At 70.0% G+C, this 19365-nt stretch carries 15 protein-coding genes; 8 read left to right on the forward strand and 7 right to left on the reverse strand.

The genetic code is table 11. The features are described from left to right. Positions 1-26: 26 nt before the first annotated feature. Both L3N39_RS09115 and L3N39_RS09120 read right to left on the reverse strand, forming a co-directional pair. Positions 27-2795, reverse strand: coding sequence for a response regulator (locus L3N39_RS09115; protein WP_237257005.1), 2769 nt, complete (start codon positions 2793-2795; stop codon positions 27-29). A gap of 67 nt (positions 2796-2862) precedes the next feature. Continuing rightward, positions 2863-3489, reverse strand: coding sequence for a trimeric intracellular cation channel family protein (locus L3N39_RS09120; protein ID WP_237257006.1), 627 nt, complete (start codon positions 3487-3489; stop codon positions 2863-2865). Positions 3490-3622: 133 nt separating this feature from the next. On the opposite strand from L3N39_RS09120, the gene L3N39_RS09125 reads away from it, so the two are divergent. The 7 genes from L3N39_RS09125 (at position 3623) to L3N39_RS09155 (ending at position 11191) form a co-directional block, all read left to right on the forward strand. Next, complete coding sequence (locus L3N39_RS09125; protein WP_237257007.1) at positions 3623-4516, forward strand: HTH-type transcriptional regulator ArgP; 894 nt, start codon at positions 3623-3625, stop codon at positions 4514-4516. Positions 4517-4640: 124 nt separating this feature from the next. Next, complete coding sequence (gene cysM, locus L3N39_RS09130) at positions 4641-5543, forward strand: cysteine synthase CysM (RefSeq protein ID WP_237257008.1); 903 nt, start codon at positions 4641-4643, stop codon at positions 5541-5543. 66 nt (positions 5544-5609) lie between these two features. After that, on the forward strand, positions 5610-6974 hold the full coding sequence (gene rlmD / locus L3N39_RS09135; protein WP_237257009.1) for a 23S rRNA (uracil(1939)-C(5))-methyltransferase RlmD: 1365 nt from the start codon (positions 5610-5612) through the stop codon (positions 6972-6974). Between the two features lie 94 nt (positions 6975-7068). Next, a complete protein-coding gene (relA, locus tag L3N39_RS09140) occupies positions 7069-9309 on the forward strand; it encodes a GTP diphosphokinase (RefSeq protein ID WP_237257010.1) in 2241 nt (746 codons plus the stop codon). Positions 9310-9459: 150 nt separating this feature from the next. Then, complete coding sequence (gene mazG, locus L3N39_RS09145) at positions 9460-10290, forward strand: nucleoside triphosphate pyrophosphohydrolase (protein ID WP_237257011.1); 831 nt, start codon at positions 9460-9462, stop codon at positions 10288-10290. Positions 10291-10398: 108 nt separating this feature from the next. Then, positions 10399-10938, forward strand: coding sequence for a DUF2058 domain-containing protein (locus tag L3N39_RS09150; RefSeq protein ID WP_237257012.1), 540 nt, complete (start codon positions 10399-10401; stop codon positions 10936-10938). Positions 10939-11038: 100 nt separating this feature from the next. Continuing rightward, on the forward strand, positions 11039-11191 hold the full coding sequence (locus tag L3N39_RS09155) for a hypothetical protein (RefSeq protein ID WP_237257013.1): 153 nt from the start codon (positions 11039-11041) through the stop codon (positions 11189-11191). 57 nt (positions 11192-11248) lie between these two features. Here the strand turns inward: L3N39_RS09155 and L3N39_RS09160 are convergent, their stop codons facing one another. Next, a complete protein-coding gene (locus L3N39_RS09160) occupies positions 11249-12589 on the reverse strand; it encodes an erythromycin esterase family protein (protein ID WP_237257014.1) in 1341 nt (446 codons plus the stop codon). 182 nt (positions 12590-12771) lie between these two features. Between L3N39_RS09160 and L3N39_RS09165 the strand changes: the two genes are divergently transcribed. After that, positions 12772-13002, forward strand: coding sequence for a hypothetical protein (locus tag L3N39_RS09165; RefSeq protein WP_237257015.1), 231 nt, complete (start codon positions 12772-12774; stop codon positions 13000-13002). Between the two features lie 59 nt (positions 13003-13061). On the opposite strand, the gene pdeM is transcribed toward L3N39_RS09165, so the two are convergent. The 4 genes from pdeM to L3N39_RS09185 all read right to left on the reverse strand — a co-directional run bounded on the left by pdeM (position 13062) and on the right by L3N39_RS09185 (position 19293). Beyond that, the gene (gene pdeM, locus L3N39_RS09170) at positions 13062-13715 is read right to left on the reverse strand and encodes a ligase-associated DNA damage response endonuclease PdeM (RefSeq protein ID WP_237257016.1); all 654 of its coding nucleotides are present in this window, start codon (positions 13713-13715) and stop codon (positions 13062-13064) included. Next, positions 13712-16300 (reverse strand): ligase-associated DNA damage response DEXH box helicase, encoded by a 2589-nt coding sequence (locus L3N39_RS09175; protein WP_237257017.1) that lies wholly within the window; start codon positions 16298-16300, stop codon positions 13712-13714. Before L3N39_RS09175 ends, pdeM begins: the two co-directional genes overlap by 4 nt. Positions 16301-16561: 261 nt before the next feature. Next, entirely contained in the window at positions 16562-18271 is a 1710-nt protein-coding gene (locus tag L3N39_RS09180; protein ID WP_237257018.1) for an ATP-dependent DNA ligase, read from the reverse strand. Next, entirely contained in the window at positions 18268-19293 is a 1026-nt protein-coding gene (locus L3N39_RS09185) for a ligase-associated DNA damage response exonuclease (RefSeq protein ID WP_237257019.1), read from the reverse strand. The genes L3N39_RS09180 and L3N39_RS09185 overlap by 4 nt, the downstream gene beginning before the upstream one ends. Between the last annotated feature and the right edge of the window lie 72 nt (positions 19294-19365).

Genomic DNA, 19365 nt, shown 5'->3' on the forward strand with positions numbered 1-19365 from the left:
GTCCTGTGGCGGCGCCTGCCGCGCGGTCAGGAGGCGCGGTGCGCCTCGCGTTGAAGTCGTTCGATGGCCGCATCGAGGGCATCCAGTGCGGCCTCGGCGGTCGGGTCCTGCTGCTTGAGCAGCGTCTCGGCCTGCATGCAGGCCTGGCGTAGCTGCGGCACGCCGCAATAGCGCGTGGCCCCGTGCAGGCGGTGCACGCGGTCGACCTGCGCGCGCCGGTCGCCGGCCTGGCGCGCCTCGCGGATGGCGAAGCGCTCGCTGTCCAGCGAACCGAGCAGCATGCTCAGCATCTCGGCGGCCAGGTCCGCCTTGCCGGCGGCCAGGCGCAGGCCCTCGTGCTCATCGATCACCGCCAGCTCGCGCGGCGCGGCCAGGCTGCCGGCGCCTTCCGCCGCTTCCACCTGCGGCGGCGCCTGGCGCAGGCCGAGCCCGGTCCACTTGAGGATGACCTGGGCCAGCTGGCGTTCGCTGATCGGCTTGGTCAGGTAGTCGTCGAGGCCGGACTGCAGCAGCGCGCGCTTCTCGTTGGCCAGGGCGTGGGCGGTCAGCGCGATCACCGGCAGCGGCGTGCGGCCGACCTGGCTTTCCCACTGGCGCAGCGCTTCGGTGGTCTGGCGGCCATCCATGCCGGGCATCTGCACGTCCATCAGCACCAGGTCGAAGTCCTGCTCCTTCACCGCGGCCAGGGCATCGGGGCCATTGTCCACCGCCACCACGGCGGCGCCCATGTCGCTGAGCAAGGTCTCGACCAAGAGCAGGTTGGCCGGGTTGTCGTCGACGCAGAGCAGCCGTGGCTGGCGATGCACCGGCGCGGGTAGCGGCACGCTCGGCGGCTGCTGCGGGCGCAGCAGCTCGACCAGCACCCGTTGCAGCTTGCGCATGCGCGCCGGCTTGGCCTGCAGGCGGGTGTGGCTGAAGACATCCGGCAGCGCGTCCTGGTAGGCCGCCTGGTCGACCGTCGGGCAGAGCACGACCGGGTGGCAGCCGAGCGCCTCGAAGGCCTCGATGCGCTCGGCCAGCGCCGCCGGACCGAGATCGTGGGCGCTGACCCCCAGCACCGCCAGCTCTATCGGCCGGCCGGCGGCCTGGTCGGCGGCGACCCCGGCGAGCATGCGCTGCAGGCTGTCGAACGGCTGCACCTGCAGGCCGCAGCCCTCGAGCTGGTGCTGCAGCGCCTGGCGCGCCAGCGAATGCTCCTCGAACAGCCCGACGCGGATGTCGCGCAGCGCCGCTGGCGGCTGGTCCTCGATGTCCTCGCGGGCCTTGGGCAGGCTCAGGCTGATCCAGAATTCCGAGCCCTCGTCGGGGATGCTGTCGACGCCGATCTCGCCGCCCATCTGCTCGATCAGGCGCTTGGAGATGACCAGCCCGAGGCCGGTGCCGCCGGGCTGGCGCGACAGCGAGTTGTCGGCCTGGCTGAAGGCCTGGAACAGTGCGCGCAGATCCTGCTCGGTGAGGCCGATTCCGGTGTCCTGCACGCTGATGCGCAGCTGCGCGCGCTCGGCGGTCTCGTCCTCGACCATGGCGCGCACCACGATGGTGCCTTCGTTGGTGAACTTGATGGCGTTGCTGACCAGGTTGGTCAGCACCTGCTTGAGCCGCTGCGGGTCGCCGATCAGCGACAGCGGCGTGTCCTGGTAGACCAGGCTGATCAGCTCCAGCTGCTTGGTGTGCGCCGAGGGCGCGAGGATGGTCAGGGTGTCCTCGATCAGGTCGCGCAGGTTGAACGGCACGCTGTCGAGCACCAGCTTGCCGGCCTCGATCTTCGAGAAGTCGAGGATCTCGTTGATGATGCCGAGCAGGTTGTCGGCGGATTTCTCGATGGTCGCCAGGTAGTCCTGCTGGCGCGGCGTCAGCTCGCTTTTCTGCAGCAGGTGGGTGAAGCCGAGGATGCCGTTGAGCGGAGTGCGGATCTCGTGGCTCATGTTGGCGAGGAACTCGGACTTGATGCGGCTCGCCTCCAGGGCCTCCTTGCGCGCCAGGTCCAGCTCGATGTTCTGGATCTCGATGGTCTCCAGGTTCTGCTGCACGTCGGCGGTGGCCTGGTCGATGCTCTGCTGCAGTTCCTCCTGGGCGCTCTGCAGGGCCTCGGCCATGCGGTTGATGCCCGAGGCCAGCTCGTCCATCTCGTGGCTACCGAGCGGCGGCAGGCGCGTTTCCAGGTGGCCTTCCTTGAGCTGGGCGACCGCCAGCTTGACGCGTTCGAGGGGCTTGCTGATGGTGCGGCTCATGCGCAGGGCGAGCAGCGCGGTGATCAGCAGCCCGGCGCCGATCAGCACCAGGCTGGTGAGCAGGCTGCGGTAGCCGCGGATCAGCGTGCCCTGGTGCGAGACTTCCAGCTCCAGCCAGCCGATCAGCGCCGGGTCGCCGGTGCGGCTGTCGTCGGCCAGGTTCAGGTGGTGTGCCAGCACCGGCATGAGGATGCGCGTGGTCTCCAGCCCGCTGACCCGGGTCAGGCCCTCGGGGTCGGCCGGCGGCGGCGGGGTGACCATGCGCGGCCCGGCATAGGCGCGCGGCTTGCGTTCGGTGTCGAGCACCGACACCGCGCGCACGTCGGTCTGGTCCAGCACCTGGTTGATGATGCGCTGCAGGCGCTTGTCGTAGCCGAGGTTCATCGCCGGGGCGGTCAGCGGTGCCAGCTGCTGGGCGATCAGCTCGCCGCGCTCGTCGAGCTGGTGGCGCAGCTCGGCCAGCTGCATCCAGGTGAAGTAGATGCCGAGCACCACGGCGAGCAGGGTGCTCGGCAGCAGCGTCAGTATCAGTACACGACCACGTATTCCCAGGTCTTTCAGCACGGTCCGTCCCCTCTGGCAAGCGCGCTAGTGTAGCCCGTTGCCGGTCGGGAATCTGCCCGCCGCGCCGCTAGTCCAGGCCGCGGATGTCCTTGCCGTTGAAGTCCGGCAGCTTCCAGCGCAGGGTCATCGCCAGCACCCGGAACAGGAAGCCGGCGGCCAGCGCCACCAGCGACGCCAGGCCGTTGCCGACGCCGAGCCAGAGCAGGCCGACATAGAGCACGCCGGCGGCCAGCGCCACGGTGGCGTAGAGCTCGCGCTGCAGCACCATCGGCACCTGGGTGCAGAGCACGTCGCGCAGGAGGCCGCCGAAGATGCCGGTGATCAGCCCGGCGAGCACGACGATCGCCGGGTGCGCCTGCATGCTCATGGCCACGTCGCAGCCGATGATGGTGAAGGCCACCAGGCCCAGGCCGTCGACCAGCAGGAAGACCCGGCGCAGGTGATGCAGGTGGCGGGCGATCATCGCCGTGACGATGGCCGCGCCGATGGTGAAGCCCAGGTACTCGGGGTTGGCGATCCAGCCGATCGGGTAGTGGCCCAGCAGCACGTCGCGCGCGGTGCCGCCGCCCAGCGCGGTGACGGTGCCGAGCAGGCAGATGCCGAACAGGTCCATGCCGCGGCGCATGCCCATGATGGCGCCGGACATGGCTTCGGCGGTGATGGCGACCAGATAGATGGTGTGCAGCAGATCCACGCGGGGTTCTCCACGGACGCAGCCGGAGGGCTGCGGCAAAAAAAGGTGCGCGATTATGGGGCAACGCTGGTAACAGTTGAGATCGCTAAGTATTTTTTGTCCATCCAAAATTTTTCTTAAGCGAGGCGCTCGCGTGAACCTCGACCCGAAACAGACCGAAGCCTTCCGCGCGGTGATCAAGACCGGCAGCTTCGAGCAGGCCGCGCAGCGCCTGCACCTCACCCCGCCGGCCATCTCGCAGCGCGTGCGGGCACTGGAAAGCACCCTGGGCAGCGCGCTGATCGTGCGCAGCCGGCCCTGCCGGCCGACCGAGACCGGCCAGCGCCTGCTGCAGTACCTCAAGCGCGCGACGCTGCTGGAGGCCGACCTGCTCGCCGACCTCGCCGAGCGCAGCGACGCGCCGCTGGTGGTGGTCGCCGCGCTGAACGCCGACAGCCTGGGTACCTGGTTCTTCCCGGCGCTGGCCGAGGTGCTGATCCGCGAGCGCGTGCTGCTCGACCTGACGGTGGAAGACCAGGACCACACCTACAGCCTGCTGGAGACCGGGCTGGCGATCGGCTGCATCAGCACCGAGCCCAAGCCGATGCGCGGCTGCACGGCCAGCGCGCTGGGGCGCATGCGCTACCGGCTGGTGGCCTCGGCCGGCTTCCGCGACCAGCATTTCCCGGCCGGCATGACCCGCAGTGCGGCGCGCCGCGCGCCGGTGGTGGCCTATACCCGCAAGGACACCCTGCAGTCGTCGTTCCTGCTGCGTCGCTTCGGCCTGCCGGAAGGCGCCTACCCCTGCCACTACGTACCGGGCGCCGAGCCGCATTTCAGCGCGATCCGCTACGGGCTGGGCTACGGCATGGTCCCCGAGCTGCTGCTGCGCGCGGCGCTGGAGAGTGGCGAGCTGGTCGACCTGGCGCCGGACGAGCCGCTTGACCTGGCGCTCTACTGGCACACCTGGAAGGTGCAGTCGCCGCGCATGGAGCACCTGTCGCGGCAGATCGTCGAGGCGGCGCCGAAGATCCTCGGCCGCGCCTGAGGGGGCGCCGCGACGCGGCTCGCGGCGAAACGTTGTGCCTCGCTTCGACTACCCGCTATGCCCGTCGCCCGGCGATGCCGTTATCATGTGCGCCTTTTCCAGATGCCCGCGGTGCGCAGACGCCATGACCATGCATTACCCGACCATCGCCGACTGCATCGGCAACACCCCGCTGGTGCGCCTGCAGCGCATGCCCGGCTCGACCAGCAACACCATCCTGGTCAAGCTCGAGGGCAACAACCCGGCCGGTTCGGTGAAGGATCGCCCGGCGCTGTCGATGATCAATCGCGCCGAGCAGCGCGGCGACATCCAGCCCGGCGACACCCTGATCGAAGCGACCAGCGGCAACACCGGCATCGCCCTGGCCATGGCGGCGGCGATCAAGGGCTACCGGATGATCCTGATCATGCCGGACAACTCCAGCGCCGAGCGCAAGGCAGCGATGACCGCCTACGGCGCCGAGCTGATCCTGGTGAGCAAGGAAGAAGGCATGGAAGGCGCCCGCGACCTGGCGCTGAAGATGCAGGCCGAAGGCCACGGCAAGGTGCTCGACCAGTTCGCCAACGGCGACAACCCGGTCGCCCACTACAGCAGCACCGGCCCGGAAATCTGGCAGCAGACCGGCGGGCGCATCACCCACTTCGTCAGCTCCATGGGCACCACCGGCACCATCATGGGCGTGTCGCGCTACCTCAAGGAGCAGAACCCCGGCGTGCAGATCGTCGGCCTGCAGCCGATGGAGGGCTCGGCGATTCCCGGCATCCGCCGCTGGCCGGCCGAGTACCTGCCGAAGATCTTCGAGGCCGAGCGGGTCGACCGGGTGATCGACATGTCCCAGGCCGAGGCCGAGCAGACCATGCGCCGCCTGGCGCGCGAGGAAGGCATCTTCTGCGGCGTCTCCTCCGGCGGCGCGGTGGCCGCGGCGCTGCGCCTGTCGCAGGAAGTCGAGAACGCGGTGATCGTGGCGATCATCTGCGATCGCGGCGACCGCTACCTGTCCACCGGCGTGTATGACGCCGACCACTGATCGCCGCCCCGGCCGCCGCCAGCGCGGCGCGGCCGGGCGTTATTCGCATTTCGGCAGGTTCCCCTGATGGCAAGACGCAGTGGCGGTTTGCGCTTCCAGCCGGTGGGCGGCGAGCGCAAGGCGCAGCTTCCGCCGGGCAAGAAGCAGGTCCTCGAGATCGAGCGCCTGGCCCACGATGGCCGTGGCATCGGCTTCTGCGACGGGCGCACCTGGTTCGTCGAAGGTGCGCTGGCTGGCGAGCGGGTCGAGGCGCGCGTGCTCGGCGCCCGCAGCCAGGTGGTCGAGGCTCGCTGCGAGCGGGTGCTGACCGCCAGTGCGCAGCGCCGCCCGGCGCCCTGTCCGCATGCCGCGGTGTGCGGTGGCTGCAACCTGCAGCACCTGGGCGAGGCCGACCAGCTCATGCTCAAGCAGCGCACCCTCGCCGAGCAGCTGCAGCGCCTGGCCAACCTCGAACCCGAACAGTGGGCCGCGCCGCTCAGCGGGCCGGCGTTCGGCTACCGCCGCCGCGCGCGCCTGGCGGTGCGCTGGGACGAGCGCGCCGGGCGCCTGGAGGTCGGTTTCCGCGCCGGCAGCAGCCAGCGCATCGTGCCGGTGGAGGTCTGCCCGGTGCTGGTGCCGGCCCTCGAGCGGCTGCTGCCGCCGCTGCGAGAGGCCCTGCAGGCGCTGCACAAGCCACAGCTGATCGGCCATGTCGAGCTGTTCAGCGGCACTGCCGAGGCGCTCCTGGTGCGGCACACCGCGGCGCTGGCCGAGGCCGATCGCGCCCGTCTCGTCGCCTTCGCCGAGGCGCACGGCGTGCAGCTCTGGCTGCAGGGTGCCGGCGAGCCGCAGCCGGTGTCGCCGGGCTGGCTCGGCTATCGGCTGGAACGCTGGAATGTCGACCTGGCCTGGCAGCCGGGCGACTTCGTCCAGGTCAACGCGCAGGTCAACGAGGCGATGATCGCCCAGGCCCTCGACTGGCTGGCGGCTCCACCCGGCGAGCCGGTGCTCGACCTGTTCTGCGGGCTGGGCAACTTCTCCCTGCCGCTGGCGCGCAGCGGCGCGCAGGTGGTCGGCGTCGAGGGCGTCGAGGCGATGGTCCGCCGCGCCGGCGAGAACGCCGAGCGCAACGGCCTGGCCGGCGTGCACTTTTATCGTGCGGACCTGTCGAAGCCGCTGGCCGACGCACCCTGGGCGGGCAGCGGTTTTGCCCGCGTGCTGCTCGACCCGCCGCGCGACGGCGCGCTGGAAGTGGTACGCCAGATGGGCAGGCTGCAGGCCCGGCGGCTGGTCTATGTTTCCTGTAACCCCGCGACGCTGGCGCGCGATGCCGCCGAGCTGGCCGCCCAGGGGTTCCGTCTGACCCGCGCCGGGGTGCTGGACATGTTTCCGCAGACTGCTCACGTCGAGGCCATGGCCCTGTTCGAGAAGGGGCCTGGCGCGAGCGAATGATTTCTTGGCAGGCACCTGCCTGTGGTTCAACCGACCGGCACATAGAATGCAGGCGTAAACGACGCAGAGTCGCTGCGTAGAGGGAAGGTTTCAGATGGTACAGGTGAGAGCGCTTCAGCCGATCAACACCGACGGCAGCATCAATCTGGAAAGCTGGCTCGATCATGTGCTGGGCATGGACCCGGCACTGGACCGCGCCGCGCTTCAGGAGGCCTGCGAGTTCGCCCGCGATGCGGAGCAGCAGGCCAACGCGGCACAGAATCTCTGGAGCGAGGGCGCCTCCAGCTACCAGATCGGCCTTGAGATCGCCGAGATCCTCGCCGACCTCAAGCTCGATCAGGACAGCCTGGTCGCCGCCGTGCTCTACCGCGGCGTGCGCGAGGGCAAGATCCAGCTCGCCGAGGTGCACTCGCGCTTCGGTCCGGTGGTGGCCAAGCTGATCGAGGGCGTGCTGCGCATGGCCGCGATCAGCGCCAGCCTCAACCCGCGCGAGTCGCTGGTGCTGCCGCCGCAGACCCAGGTCGAGAACCTGCGCAAGATGCTGGTGGCGATGGTCGATGACGTGCGCGTCGCGCTGATCAAGCTTGCCGAGCGCACCTGCGCCATCCGCGCGGTGAAGAACGCCAGCGACGACAAACGCCATCGGGTCGCGCGCGAGGTGTTCGACATCTACGCGCCGCTGGCCCATCGCCTGGGCATCGGCCATATCAAGTGGGAGCTGGAGGACCTGTCCTTCCGCTACCTGGAGCCCGAGCAGTACAAGCAGATCGCGACCCTGCTGCACGAGCGCCGGCTCGACCGCGAGCAGTACATCACCAACGTGGTGCAGCAGCTCAAGGACGAACTCTCGGCCGCCGGCATCCAGCCCGAGATCGACGGCCGCGCCAAGCACATCTACTCGATCTGGCGGAAGATGCAGAAGAAGGGCCTGCAGTTCAGCCAGATCTACGACGTGCGCGCGGTGCGCGTGCTGGTGCCGGAGATCCGCGACTGCTACACCGCGCTCGGCATCGTGCACACCCTCTGGCGGCACATTCCCAAGGAGTTCGACGACTACATCGCCAACCCCAAGGAGAACGGCTACCGCTCGCTGCACACCGCGGTGCTCGGCCCGGAGGGCAAGGTGCTGGAGGTGCAGATCCGCACCCACGCGATGCACGAGGAGGCCGAGCTGGGCGTCTGCGCGCACTGGCGCTACAAGGGCACCGACGTCAATTCCGGCTCCGACCACTACGAGGAAAAGATCGCCTGGCTGCGCCAGGTGCTCGAATGGCACGAGGAGCTCGGCGACATCGGCGGCCTGGCCGAGCAGCTGCGCGTGGACATCGAGCCGGACCGCGTCTACGTGTTCACCCCCGACGGCCATGCGATCGACCTGCCCAAGGGCGCCACGCCACTGGACTTCGCCTACCGTGTGCACACCGAGATCGGCCACAACTGCCGCGGCGCCAAGGTCAACGGGCGCATCGTGCCGCTCAACTACAGTCTGCAGACCGGCGAGCAGGTGGAGATCATCACCAGCAAGCAGGGTTCGCCGAGCCGTGACTGGTTGAACCCGAACCTGGGCTACATCACCACCTCGCGCTCGCGGGCCAAGATCGTCCACTGGTTCAAGCTGCAGGCGCGCGACCAGAACGTCGCCGCCGGCAAGGCGCTGCTCGAACGCGAGCTGAGCCGCCTCGACCTGCCGCCGGTGGACTACGATCGCCTGGCCGAAAAGACCAACCTGAAGACGGCCGAGGACATGTTCGCCGCGCTCGGCGCCGGCGACCTGCGCCTGGCGCACCTGGTCAACATGGCCCAGCAGCTGGTCGAGCCCGAGCGCGACGAGGACCAGCTCGAGCTGATCCCGCGGCGCGCGCCGCACAAGCCGGGCAAGCGTGGCGACGTGCAGATCCAGGGCGTCGGCAACCTCTTGACGCAGATGGCCGGCTGCTGCCAGCCGCTGCCGGGCGACCCGATCGTCGGCTACATCACCCAGGGCCGCGGGGTGAGCATCCACCGCCAGGACTGCGCCTCGGTGCTGCAGCTGGCCGGGCGCGAGCCGGAGCGGATCATCCAGGTCAGCTGGGGCCCGGTGCCGGAGAAAACCTACCCGGTGGACATCGTCATCAAGGCCTACGATCGCTCGGGCCTGCTGCGCGACGTGTCGCAGGTGCTGCTCAACGAGCGCATCAACGTGCTGGCGATGAATACCCGTTCGAACAAGGAGGACAGCACCGCGCAGATGTCGCTGACCATCGAGATCCCCGGGCTCAATGCCCTGGGTCGCCTGCTTAGCCGGCTCTCGCAGCTGCCCAATATCATCGAGGCCAAGCGCCAGCGGGCAACGTAAGGCGCAAGGTCGGCGCCGGCCGCGTCACGGTGGATGGCTGAAGCGTCAGCTACGCGCCCCGATCCACCCTACAATCGGCCTGATATTGGGTGGATGTCGCTTTTTACATCCACCCAAACGCCGCCGCGATAGCCTGGCTTGAGGAATTCTATGTACCAACTCGCCGATCTGCTGCACCTGATGGCCCGCCTGCGCGACCCGCGGCATGGCTGCCCGTGGGACCTGCAGCAGGACTACGCCAGCATCGTCCCGCACACCCTGGAGGAAGCCTACGAGGTCGCCGACGCCATCGAGCGGCGCGATTTCGCGCACCTGCCCGGCGAACTCGGCGACCTGCTGTTCCAGGTGGTCTACTACAGCCAGCTGGCGCGGGAGGAGGGACGTTTTGACTTCGCCACGGTGGTCGATGCCATCACCCGCAAGCTGCTGCGCCGGCACCCGCACGTGTTCCCCGATGGCGACCTGTACGGCTCGCCCGAGCTGCCGCGGCTCGACGAGGCGGCGATCAAGCGCCGCTGGGAAGAGATCAAGGCCGAGGAACGCGCCGAACAGGCCGCCGCACCGGAGCAGCTGTCCCTGCTCGACGACGTGCCCCATGCGCTGCCGGCGCTCAGCCGCGCCGCCAAGCTGCAGAAGCGTGCCGCCGGCGTCGGCTTCGACTGGCCGGAGGCCCTGCCGGTGGTGGACAAGCTGCACGAGGAGCTGAACGAGGTGCTCGAGGCCATGAGCGCGAACGACCCGCAGGCGATCACCGAGGAGATCGGCGACCTCTTGTTCGTGGTGGTCAACCTCGCACGCCACCTCAAGGTCGACCCGGAAAACGCCCTGCGTGCGGCCAACGGCAAGTTCGAGCGGCGCTTTCGCTTCATCGAGCAAGCCTTGCGCGAAGCGGGGCGCGCGCCCGAGGATTGCGACCTGCAGGAGCTGGATGCGCTCTGGGACGCAGCGAAGAAGGCCGAACGGCCGCTTTCCTGCGGCTGACGGCTGCCCGGGGTGGATGTCGCCCGGCACATCCACCACAATCGCGCGCTGGATCGACGAAGCACGGTCCCGCGTTCACATTCGAATTCACGACAGACGAGCCGAACCATGAGTCTTTCCCTTCGCGACCAGCTGCTCAAAGCCGGGCTGGTCAATGAAAAGCAGGCCAAGCAGGCGAGCAAGCAACAGCAGAAGCAGCAGCGCCTGGAGAAGAAGGGCCAGGTCGAGAAAGACAACAGCCAGCGCGAGGCTGCGCTCAAGGCCCAGGCCGAGAAGCAGGCCCGCGACCAGGAGCTCAACCGCCAACAGCAGGAAAAGGCCGAGCAGAAGGCCCGCGCCGCGCAGGTCAAGCAGCTGATCGAGACCAGCCGGCTGCCCAAGCTGACCACCGACGACTACTACAACTTCGTCGACGACAAGAAGGTCAAGCGCATCTCGGTGAACAACCTGATGCGCGACAAGCTGTCCAGCGGCTCGCTGGCCATCGTCCGGCATGGTGGCGGCTACGAGATCATCCCGCGCGATGCCGCGCTGAAGATCCAGGAGCGCGATCCGCGCCGGGTGGTGCTGCTCAACACGCGGACCGAGGAGGTCGACGAGGACGATCCGTACGCCGCCTACAAGGTGCCCGACGACCTGATGTGGTAAGCCCGGCGCAAGCGCCGACGGAAGGTCGGATAGAAAGCCGTCGCATCAGCCTCTACTGATGGACCGCCCGCACCGGGCGGCAGCAGTGGAGGGAAAGCTCATGTCGCAAGATCAGACGATGACCGCCCGGGAGCTTGGCTGGCGTGCCGCCGGCGTACCCGGCGACCCGGAAGAGCCCGGCGTGCCGGACCTGCCGCACGAACCCGGCGAGCCCACGGTGCCCGACCAACCGCCGCCGGCACCGGTGGCCTGAGGCGCAAGGCGCCACGCGCTGGCGTGGCGTGCGCTGCCGGCCCGTCGTCCGCGGCGCTCATTCGGCTGACGGATAGGTGTCCGGTACCGCCTGCAGGTCGGCTTGCTGCGGGCCGATCGGGGTGACCGGCGAGGTGTTTTCGAACCACACCAGCGCATCGAACTGCTCGGCCAGGATCGCGCGGAAGTAGTGACTCTGGCGCTCGGTCTGCGGCCGGTAGATCACGCCGATCGCGCGCTCCAGGCGCGGTTGTGCCAGCAGGCTGCGCAGCGAACGGCCGTCCGCGTCGCGCCAGCTGGTCAGCGAGGCCGGCACGCCGGCACGCAGGAACAGCTGCTCCCAGCTGTCCGGGCGCGAGGGCAGCACCTCCTTGATGCGCATCGGCTCGTCCCAGTTGTCCGCCGCGGCCACCCGGCCGCGATCGGTGGCCATGCCGATCAGCACCGCGTCGCGGCCGAAGGCGGTGCGGCACAGCTCGCCGATGTTGAACTCGCCGCCCCAGCCCATCGAGGTCGCCGCCGCGTTGCCGATGTGCGAGTTGTGCGCCCAGACTACCGCGCGTGCCTGCGGCCCGCGGTGCTCGAGCAGGGCACGCAGGGTGTCGAACATGTGCCGGTCGCGCAGGTTCCAGGATTCGCTGGAACGCCGATACATGGCGCGGTAGTACTGCTCGGCCGCCAGCACCACGCGGGCGTTGCGCTCGGCCTCGAAGAAGCGCTCGCCATCGGCGGCGCCGTAGTTCAGGCGTTGCTCCAGCAGGCGGCCGAGCTGCTCGACCACCGCGTCCTCGCAGGACGGTTGCCCGAGCATCACGTTGTGGCCGTAGGCCGCCGGCTCCTCCTGCCAGGGGCTCAGGCAACCGTAGCGCCGGCGCGCTTCGCGCGCGGCCGCCGGGTCGACCTGATCCAGGTAACGCAGCACCTCGCCGATCGAACTGCCCAGGCTGTAGACGTCCAGCCCACGGAATTCCACGCGCTCGGGCGCGACCAGGCCATCGTTGTGCTGGCGCAGCCAGGCGGCGAACTCGGCCACCTCGCGGTTGCGCCACATCCAGGTCGGGAAGCGCTTGAAGGCGTCCTCGATCCAGTCCGGCGGTTGCTGCCGGCGCAGGTACTGGTCGATGCGCGCGGCGTCCGGCCAGTCGGCTTCGGCGGCGACGATGGTGAAACCATGCCGCTCGATCAGCCGCCGGGTGATGGCGGCGCGCGCCCGGTAGAACTCGGAAGTCCCGTGGCTGGCCTCGCCGATTAGCACCACGCGCGCGTCGGCGAAGCGCTCGAAGGCGTCGGCGAAGCTATCCTCTTGCAGGGGAGCAAGCGCAATGGCGTGGCCGCGAAGGGCCTCGACCAGTTGCTCCTCGCTCGGTTGGGACGGTTCTCGGGCGCTGGCGGCGGTCATGGCGGTGGCTCCTGGCGCGGCACGTACTCTGCTGACAGGGTAGTTCGCGGCGCTGTTCGTGCCATGCGACAGAAGGCAGTCGTCGCCGGCGCACAGAACTGAAAGACTCGAGGCCGTCTCTAACGGTGCATAACGGCGCGCCAGAGCGGTTCCGGCAGCGCGTATAACGACGAGGGGCAGACATGACGACCTGGATCATCACCTACAGCAAAGACGGCAACACGGCGGTTCTGCGTACCGAATCCACGCATCAGCCCGACATCGACGAGGCCGTCGAACTGGTTACCCGCAAGGCGGAACAGGAATACGAGGCGGACCTGGAGCACGAGCACGATGCCGACCTCGACGACACCCCGGCCACCCGCCTGGCCGAGCGCTACGGCATCACCATCACCGGCATCGCCCAGGCCTAGTCGCCTGTGCGGTTGCATGATCGCCCCGCACTGAGCAGGCGAATCGACCCGACCGACCGCTAGAGCGGCCAGATTTCCCCATCCCCGACCAGGAACAGACGCCGGCCCGGCCCGGCGTCGACCTCGGCCGTGCCGGTGAAATCGCCGAAGGCCGGCAGCAGGCTGACCCGCTCGCCGATGCAGAAGCACGGCAGGCGCAGGCTCTGCCGGCCGCGGCCGCGCAGGCGGTGGGCCGGGTGCAGGTGGCCGGCCAGCACGTGGTGGGTCGGGTGCGGCGCGGGTTCGTGCTGCAGGGCGAAGGGGCCGAGCAGCAGCGGTTCGCTGTGCACCTCGATGCCGAGCCCGGCCGGCGGATCGCCGGCGCGGCGGTCGTGATTGCCGCGGATCAGTGTCAGCCGCAGCCCGGCGTGCCGGCTGCGCCAGGCGGCGAGCCGGGCCAGGGTCGATGGCGCGTGGGATTCGGGCGCGTGGAGGAAGTCGCCGAGAAAGATCAGCCGCCGCGCCGGGTAGCGTGCCAGCAGCGCGTCCAGCCGCGCGAGATTGGTCTCGGTGGTCCCGCTCGGAACCGGCTGGCCGAGGCGGCGATAGGCCGCGGCCTTGCCGAAATGGATGTCGGCGACCAGCAGCGCCTGCTGCTGCGGCCAATAGAGCGCCTTGTCGGCAAGCAGCCAGAGTTCGGTGGTGCAGAGGTCGATGGCGAGGTGGGCGGTCACGGGCGTGGGGTGGGTCCTGGGGCCTTTTTCTTCTGCCGCGGGCGGCCGTCCTTGCGCGCGCGCGGCCGGCGCGCGCGCGGCGCTTCGCGCTCGACGGCCGGCACCGCGGCGGGCTCGGGCTGGTAGCCGCCCGGGCCGGCCGCCTGGTCCAGCTCGGCGACCATGCGACGGATGCGGTCAGCGAGTTTCTCCGAACTCAGGCTCTCGCGAAAGCGCTCGACCAGCAACGGGAAGGCCAGCGGCGTCGGTCGCCTGACCTGGCGCAGGTCGAGCCGGCGTTGCTGCAGGCGCTCGAGCGTCTGGCGCAGGCGGTCCAGTTCCAGCTCCTGGCGCAGCACTTCCTCCTCGGCCTGGTTGAGCAGCAGGTTGCCAGGGTCGTACTGGCGGAACACATCGAAGAACAGCCCGCTGGAGGCCTGCAGCTGGCGTGCGCTCTTCTGCGCGCCGGGGTAGCCGGAGAACACCAGCCCGGCGATGCGCGCGATCTCGCGAAAGCGCCGCCGTGCCAGCTCGCCGGCGTGGAGGCTGGCGAGCACGTCGTGCAGTAAGTCGTCGGTGCTGAACAGGCCCTCGCCGAGCGCACCCGGCCAGTCCACTTCGGTGGGCGCGAGCAGTTCCAGGCCGTAGTCGTTGACGGCGATGGAGAAGCTCACCGGCTGGCGCCGGCCCATGCGCCAGGCGAGCAGGCTGGCGAGGCCCAGGTGCACGTGGCGGCCGGCGAAGGGATAGAGGAACAGGTGCCAGCCCTCGCGCGACTTCAGCACCTCGGCCAGCAGCGTCGTTTCGTTCGGCAGCGCCGACCAGTCGCGCTGCACCTCGAGCAACGGCTGCACCAGGCGCATCTCGGCGCCGGCGAAGCAGCCGCGACCGGCAGCGCCGAGCTGCTCGACCACCGCGTCGGCCAGCTCGCTGGAGAGCGGCATGCGCCCGCCGTTCCAGCGCGGCACCGCGGCCTTGCGGCCACTGGCGCGGTTGACGTAGATGGTCATGTTTTCGACCCGTACCAGCTCCAGCAGGCGCCCGGCGAAGAGGAAGCAGTCGCCGGGGCGCAGGCGGGCGATGAAGCCTTCCTCGACCGAGCCCAGCGAGCGGCCGCTGCCACTCTTGGCCCAGAACTTCACCGTCAGGCTGGCATCGCTGACGATGGTGCCGATGCTCATGCGATGGCGCAGCGCCACGCGCCGGCTGGGCACCTTCCACAGCCCCGATGCATCCGGCTCGACGCGCTGGTAGTCGGGGTAGGCGGTCAGCGATTCGCCACCGTGGCGCACGAAGGCCAGGGCCCATTGCCAGTGGCCTTCCGGCAGCTGGCGGTAGGACCAGGCCTGGCGCACCTCGCCGAGCAGGTCAGCCGGGCGGAAGCCGCCAGCCAGCGCCATGCTCACCAGGTGCTGAACCAGCACGTCGAGCGGCTGCTGCGGTGCCTCGCGCGCCTCGATGCGCCGCTCGGCGACGGCCTGTTGCGCGGCGGCGGCCTCGATCACTTCCAGGCTGTGGGTGGGCACCAGGGTCACCCGCGAGGTGCGCCCCGGCGCATGCCCGGAGCGGCCGGCGCGCTGCAGCAGCCGCGCCACGCCCTTGGGCGAGCCGATCTGCAGCACCCGCTCGACCGGCAGGAAATCCACCCCGAGGTCGAGGCTCGAGGTGCAGACCACCGCCTTGAGCCGGCCTTCCTTGAGCCCGAGCTCGACCCAGTCACGCACCTCGCGCGCCAGCGAGCCGTGGTGCAGGGCGATCAGCCCGGCCCAGTCCGGCCGCGCGTCGAGCAGCGCCTGGTACCAGAGTTCGGCCTGCGAACGGGTGTTGGTAAAGACCAGCGAGGTGGCCGCGCCATCCAGTTCGGCGACCACCTGCGGCAGCATGCGCAGGCCCAGGTGCCCGGCCCAGGGGAAGCGCTCGATGCGCTCGGGCAGCAGCGAGTCGATCACCAGTGGCTTGTCCACGCGCCCCTCGACCAGCCGGCCGCGACCGGGGTGCAGCAGGACTTCCAGCGCGTGCGGCAGGTTGCCGAGGGTGGCCGACAGGCCCCAGACGATCAGCGCCGGCTGCCATTGGCGCAGGCGGGCCAGCGCCAGCTGCAGCTGGACGCCGCGCTTGTTGCCGAGCAGCTCGTGCCATTCGTCGACGATCAGCATGCGCAGCCCGGCGAACGCCTGGCGCGCGTCGGCGCGGGTCAGCAGCAGGGTCAGGCTTTCCGGCGTGGTGACCAGCACGCTGGGCAGGCGCCGACCCTGGCGTGCACGCTCGGCGCTGTCGGTGTCGCCGGTGCGCAGGCCGACGCTCCAGTTCAGCCCCAGCTCGCCGAGCGGCGCCTGCAGCGCGCGCGCGGTGTCGGCGGCCAGCGCGCGCATCGGGGTGATCCACAGCGCGGCGAGCGGTGCCGGCTGGCCGGGCGCTGCGTCAGTGGCGAACCGTTGCAGCGCACCGAGCCATACTGCATAGGTCTTGCCCGAACCGGTGCTGGCATGCAGCAGCCCGGACTCGCCGGCAGCCACCGCCTGCCAGACCTCGCGCTGGAAGGCGAACGGCTGCCAGCCGCGACGGGCGAACCACCGCTCGCTCAACAGCCCGGTCGCCTCACTCATGGCGCGCGCCGTGCCGGTTCGCGGTCGGGACCGCTCCCACGTATGCGCGGGCCAGCCCTGTAGGAGCGGCCTGGGCCGCGAAGCGGGCGGCGCCGGGGTCAGGCGGGGCAGCGAAGCACCGGGCTCGTCGTTCGCGGTCGAGACCGCTCCCACGGGTGCGCGGGGCCAGCCCTGTAGGAGCGGCCTTGGCCGCGAAGCGGGCGGCGTCGGGGTCAGGCGGGGCAGCGAAGCGGGCCGGGTTGAGGTGGCAGGGCTGGTCGATCATTCAAGCAGCTCCTTGAGCGTCGCCAGCGTATCGGCTTCTTCCACCGGCTTGTCGTGGCGCCAGCGCAGCATGCGCGGGAAGCGCACGGCGATGCCGCTCTTGTGCCGGCTGCTGGCGGCGATGCCCTCGAAGCCGAGTTCGAAGACCAGGGTCGGCGTGACGCTGCGCACCGGGCCGAACTTCTCCACGGTGGTCTTGCGCACGATGGCATCGACCTGGCGCATCTCCGCATCGGTGAGCCCGGAGTAGGCCTTGGCGAAGGGCACCAGCTTGCGCTCCGGGTCGCCCGGCGCGCCGTCCCAGACGGCGAAGGTGAAATCGGTGTAGAGGCTGGCGCGCCGGCCGTGGCCGCGCTGGGCGTAGATCAGCACCGCGTCGATCGAATAGGGGTCGATCTTCCACTTCCACCAGAGGCCGACGTCGCGGGTGCGGCCGACGCCATACTGGCCGGTGCGGGCCTTGAGCATCATGCCTTCCACACCCAGCGCGCGAGAGGCTTCGCGCTGGCGGGCCAGATCGGCCCAGTCATCGCCGGTAACCAGTGGCGAGAGCATCAGCCGCGGGTTGGGGCACTGCTCGACCACTGCTTCGAGCTGCTCGCGGCGCTCACGGTGTTCGCGCTGCCGCCAATCGTCGCCCTGCCATTCCAACAGGTCGTAGGCGAGCACGCCGACCGGGGCGTCCTGCAAGACCTTGGCGCTCAGGTTCTTGCGGCCGATACGCTGCTGCAGCAGGGCGAAGGGCTGCACGCCGAATTCGCCAGCAGCCGGCGGCACGGCGCCGGCGGAGGCGTCGAACAGCTCGCCCGCCAGGGCCGCCGGTGCGTGCTTCCAGACTACGATCTCGCCGTCGATCACCGTGCCGTCGGGCAGGCAGCCGGCCAGCTCGCACAGTTCGGGGAAGCGCTCGCTGACCAGTTCCTCGCCGCGCGACCAGATCCAGATCAGCCCGTCGCGCTTGACCAACTGGGCGCGGATGCCGTCCCACTTCCATTCCACCAGCCAGTCCCCCGGCGGGCCGAGCAGCTCGTCGAAGCGCTCCGGCGCGGCTTGCAGCGGGTGGGCGAGGAAGAACGGGTAGGGCTGGCCGCCGCGCTGGGCATGCTCGTCGGCCGACTCGGCGGCGATCAGCGCGCGATAGCCCTCGGCAGTGGGGCGGTGGGCGAGGTCGGTGTAGCCGACCAGGCGCTGCGCCACGCGCTTAGGGTCCAGATCGGCCAGCGCGGCGAGGGCGCGGGTGACCAGCAGGCGCGACACGCCGACCCGGAACGCGCCGGTGATCAGCTTCAGGCTGACCATCAGGCTGCGCCGGTCGAGCTGCGCCCAGAGCGCGGGCAGGCGCTCGGCCGTTTCCTCCGGCGGCAGGCCGCGCAGCGGCAGCAGGCGCTCCTGCATCCACACGGCCAGCCCTTCGTCACTGGCCTGGGTCGCCTCGGGCACCAGCAGCGAGATGGTTTCGGCCAGGTCGCCGACCGCCTGGTAGCTTTCCTCGAACAGCCATTCCGGCAGCCCGGCGACGGCCATCGCGGTTTCCCGCAGCAGACGCGCCGGCACCAGCTGGCGCGGACGGCCGCCGGCGAGAAAGTACACCGCCCACGCCGCGTCCTCGGCCGGGGCGTCGCGCAGGTAGTCGCGCATCGCGGCGAGCTTGGCGTTGCTCGAGGTGGTCGCGTCCAGGCGCGCGTAGAGGTCGGCGAAGGCCTTCATGACGAGGCCTCGCCCTGTTGCGCCGGCACGTCGTCTTCCTCGCCGTACTCGGTGTCGAAGGCCTGCGCATCGAGCCCGCGGATCTCGCGCAGGTAGCGCACCAGCACCGCCACCGAGCCATGGGTCACCATCACCCGTTGCGCGCCGGTCGCCTCGATCGCCCCCAGCAGCCCGGGCCAGTCGGCATGGTCGGAGAGCACGAAGCCACGGTCCACGCCGCGTCGCCGGCGGGTGCCGCGCAGCATCATCCAGCCACTGGCGAAGGCGTCGGCGTAGTCGCCGAAGCGGCGCATCCAGCTGCTGCCGCCGGCCGACGGCGGTGCAATGACGATGGCCTGCCTCAGGCGTGGGTCATTCTTCGCCAGGTCCCCGGCGTAGAGGGTTTCCGGCAGGGCGACGCCGGCTTGCCGGTAGACCCGGTTCAGCGGCTCGACGGCGCCGTGCACGACGATCGGGCCGATGCCGGCCTCCAGGCCGTGGAGGATGCGCTGCGCCTTGCCGAAGGCGTAGCTGAACAGCACGCTGGTGCGCCCGACCGCGGCGTTGGCGCGCCACCAGTCGTTGATCTCGCGAAAAACCTCGGCCTGCGCCGGCCAGCGGTAGATCGGCAGGCCGAAGGTGGACTCGGTGATGAAGGTATGGCAGCGCACCGGCTCGAACGCCGCGCAGGTGGCATCGGGCTCGACCTTGTAGTCGCCGGAGGCGACCCAGACCTCGCCGTGGTATTCGAGGCGCACCTGTGCCGAGCCGAGCACGTGGCCGGCCGGGTGCAGGCTCAGGCGGACGCCGTGATGCTCGAGAGTCTCGCCGTAGGCCAGCGTCTGCAGCGGCATGTCGGCGCCGATGCGCGTGCGCAGGATGCCTTCGCTGTCCTGGCTGGCCAGGTAGTGGCCCATGCCCCAGCGCGCATGGTCGCCGTGGGCATGGGTAATGACGGCGCGTGCCACCGGCCGCCAGGGGTCGATGTAGAAATCACCGGGCGGGCAGTACAGGCCTTCGGGGCGGGCGACGACAAGATCCATGGCAGGCGCGTGCGTGGCGGGCTTGCTGGTTTGGAACCCGGCGCGGCGCGTCGAGTTCGCTCATCGGCCGGG

This window comes from Pseudomonas oligotrophica (assembly GCF_021726475.1).
Lineage (GTDB): Bacteria > Pseudomonadota > Gammaproteobacteria > Pseudomonadales > Pseudomonadaceae > Stutzerimonas > Stutzerimonas oligotrophica.

Excerpts from the sequence above, each read along its gene's own strand:
- cysM (WP_237257008.1), top strand. The coding sequence starts at position 4,641 with ATGACCATGCATTACCCGACCATCGCCGACTGCATCGGCAACACCCCG.
- rlmD (WP_237257009.1), top strand. The coding sequence starts at position 5,610 with ATGGCAAGACGCAGTGGCGGTTTGCGCTTCCAGCCGGTGGGCGGCGAG.
- relA (WP_237257010.1), top strand. The coding sequence starts at position 7,069 with ATGGTACAGGTGAGAGCGCTTCAGCCGATCAACACCGACGGCAGCATC.
- mazG (WP_237257011.1), top strand. The coding sequence starts at position 9,460 with ATGTACCAACTCGCCGATCTGCTGCACCTGATGGCCCGCCTGCGCGAC.
- L3N39_RS09150 (WP_237257012.1), top strand. The coding sequence starts at position 10,399 with ATGAGTCTTTCCCTTCGCGACCAGCTGCTCAAAGCCGGGCTGGTCAAT.
- L3N39_RS09155 (WP_237257013.1), top strand. The coding sequence starts at position 11,039 with ATGTCGCAAGATCAGACGATGACCGCCCGGGAGCTTGGCTGGCGTGCC.
- L3N39_RS09160 (WP_237257014.1), bottom strand. The coding sequence starts at position 12,589 with ATGACCGCCGCCAGCGCCCGAGAACCGTCCCAACCGAGCGAGGAGCAA.
- L3N39_RS09165 (WP_237257015.1), top strand. The coding sequence starts at position 12,772 with ATGACGACCTGGATCATCACCTACAGCAAAGACGGCAACACGGCGGTT.
- L3N39_RS09175 (WP_237257017.1), bottom strand. The coding sequence starts at position 16,300 with ATGAGTGAGGCGACCGGGCTGTTGAGCGAGCGGTGGTTCGCCCGTCGC.
- L3N39_RS09180 (WP_237257018.1), bottom strand. The coding sequence starts at position 18,271 with ATGAAGGCCTTCGCCGACCTCTACGCGCGCCTGGACGCGACCACCTCG.
- L3N39_RS09185 (WP_237257019.1), bottom strand. The coding sequence starts at position 19,293 with ATGGATCTTGTCGTCGCCCGCCCCGAAGGCCTGTACTGCCCGCCCGGT.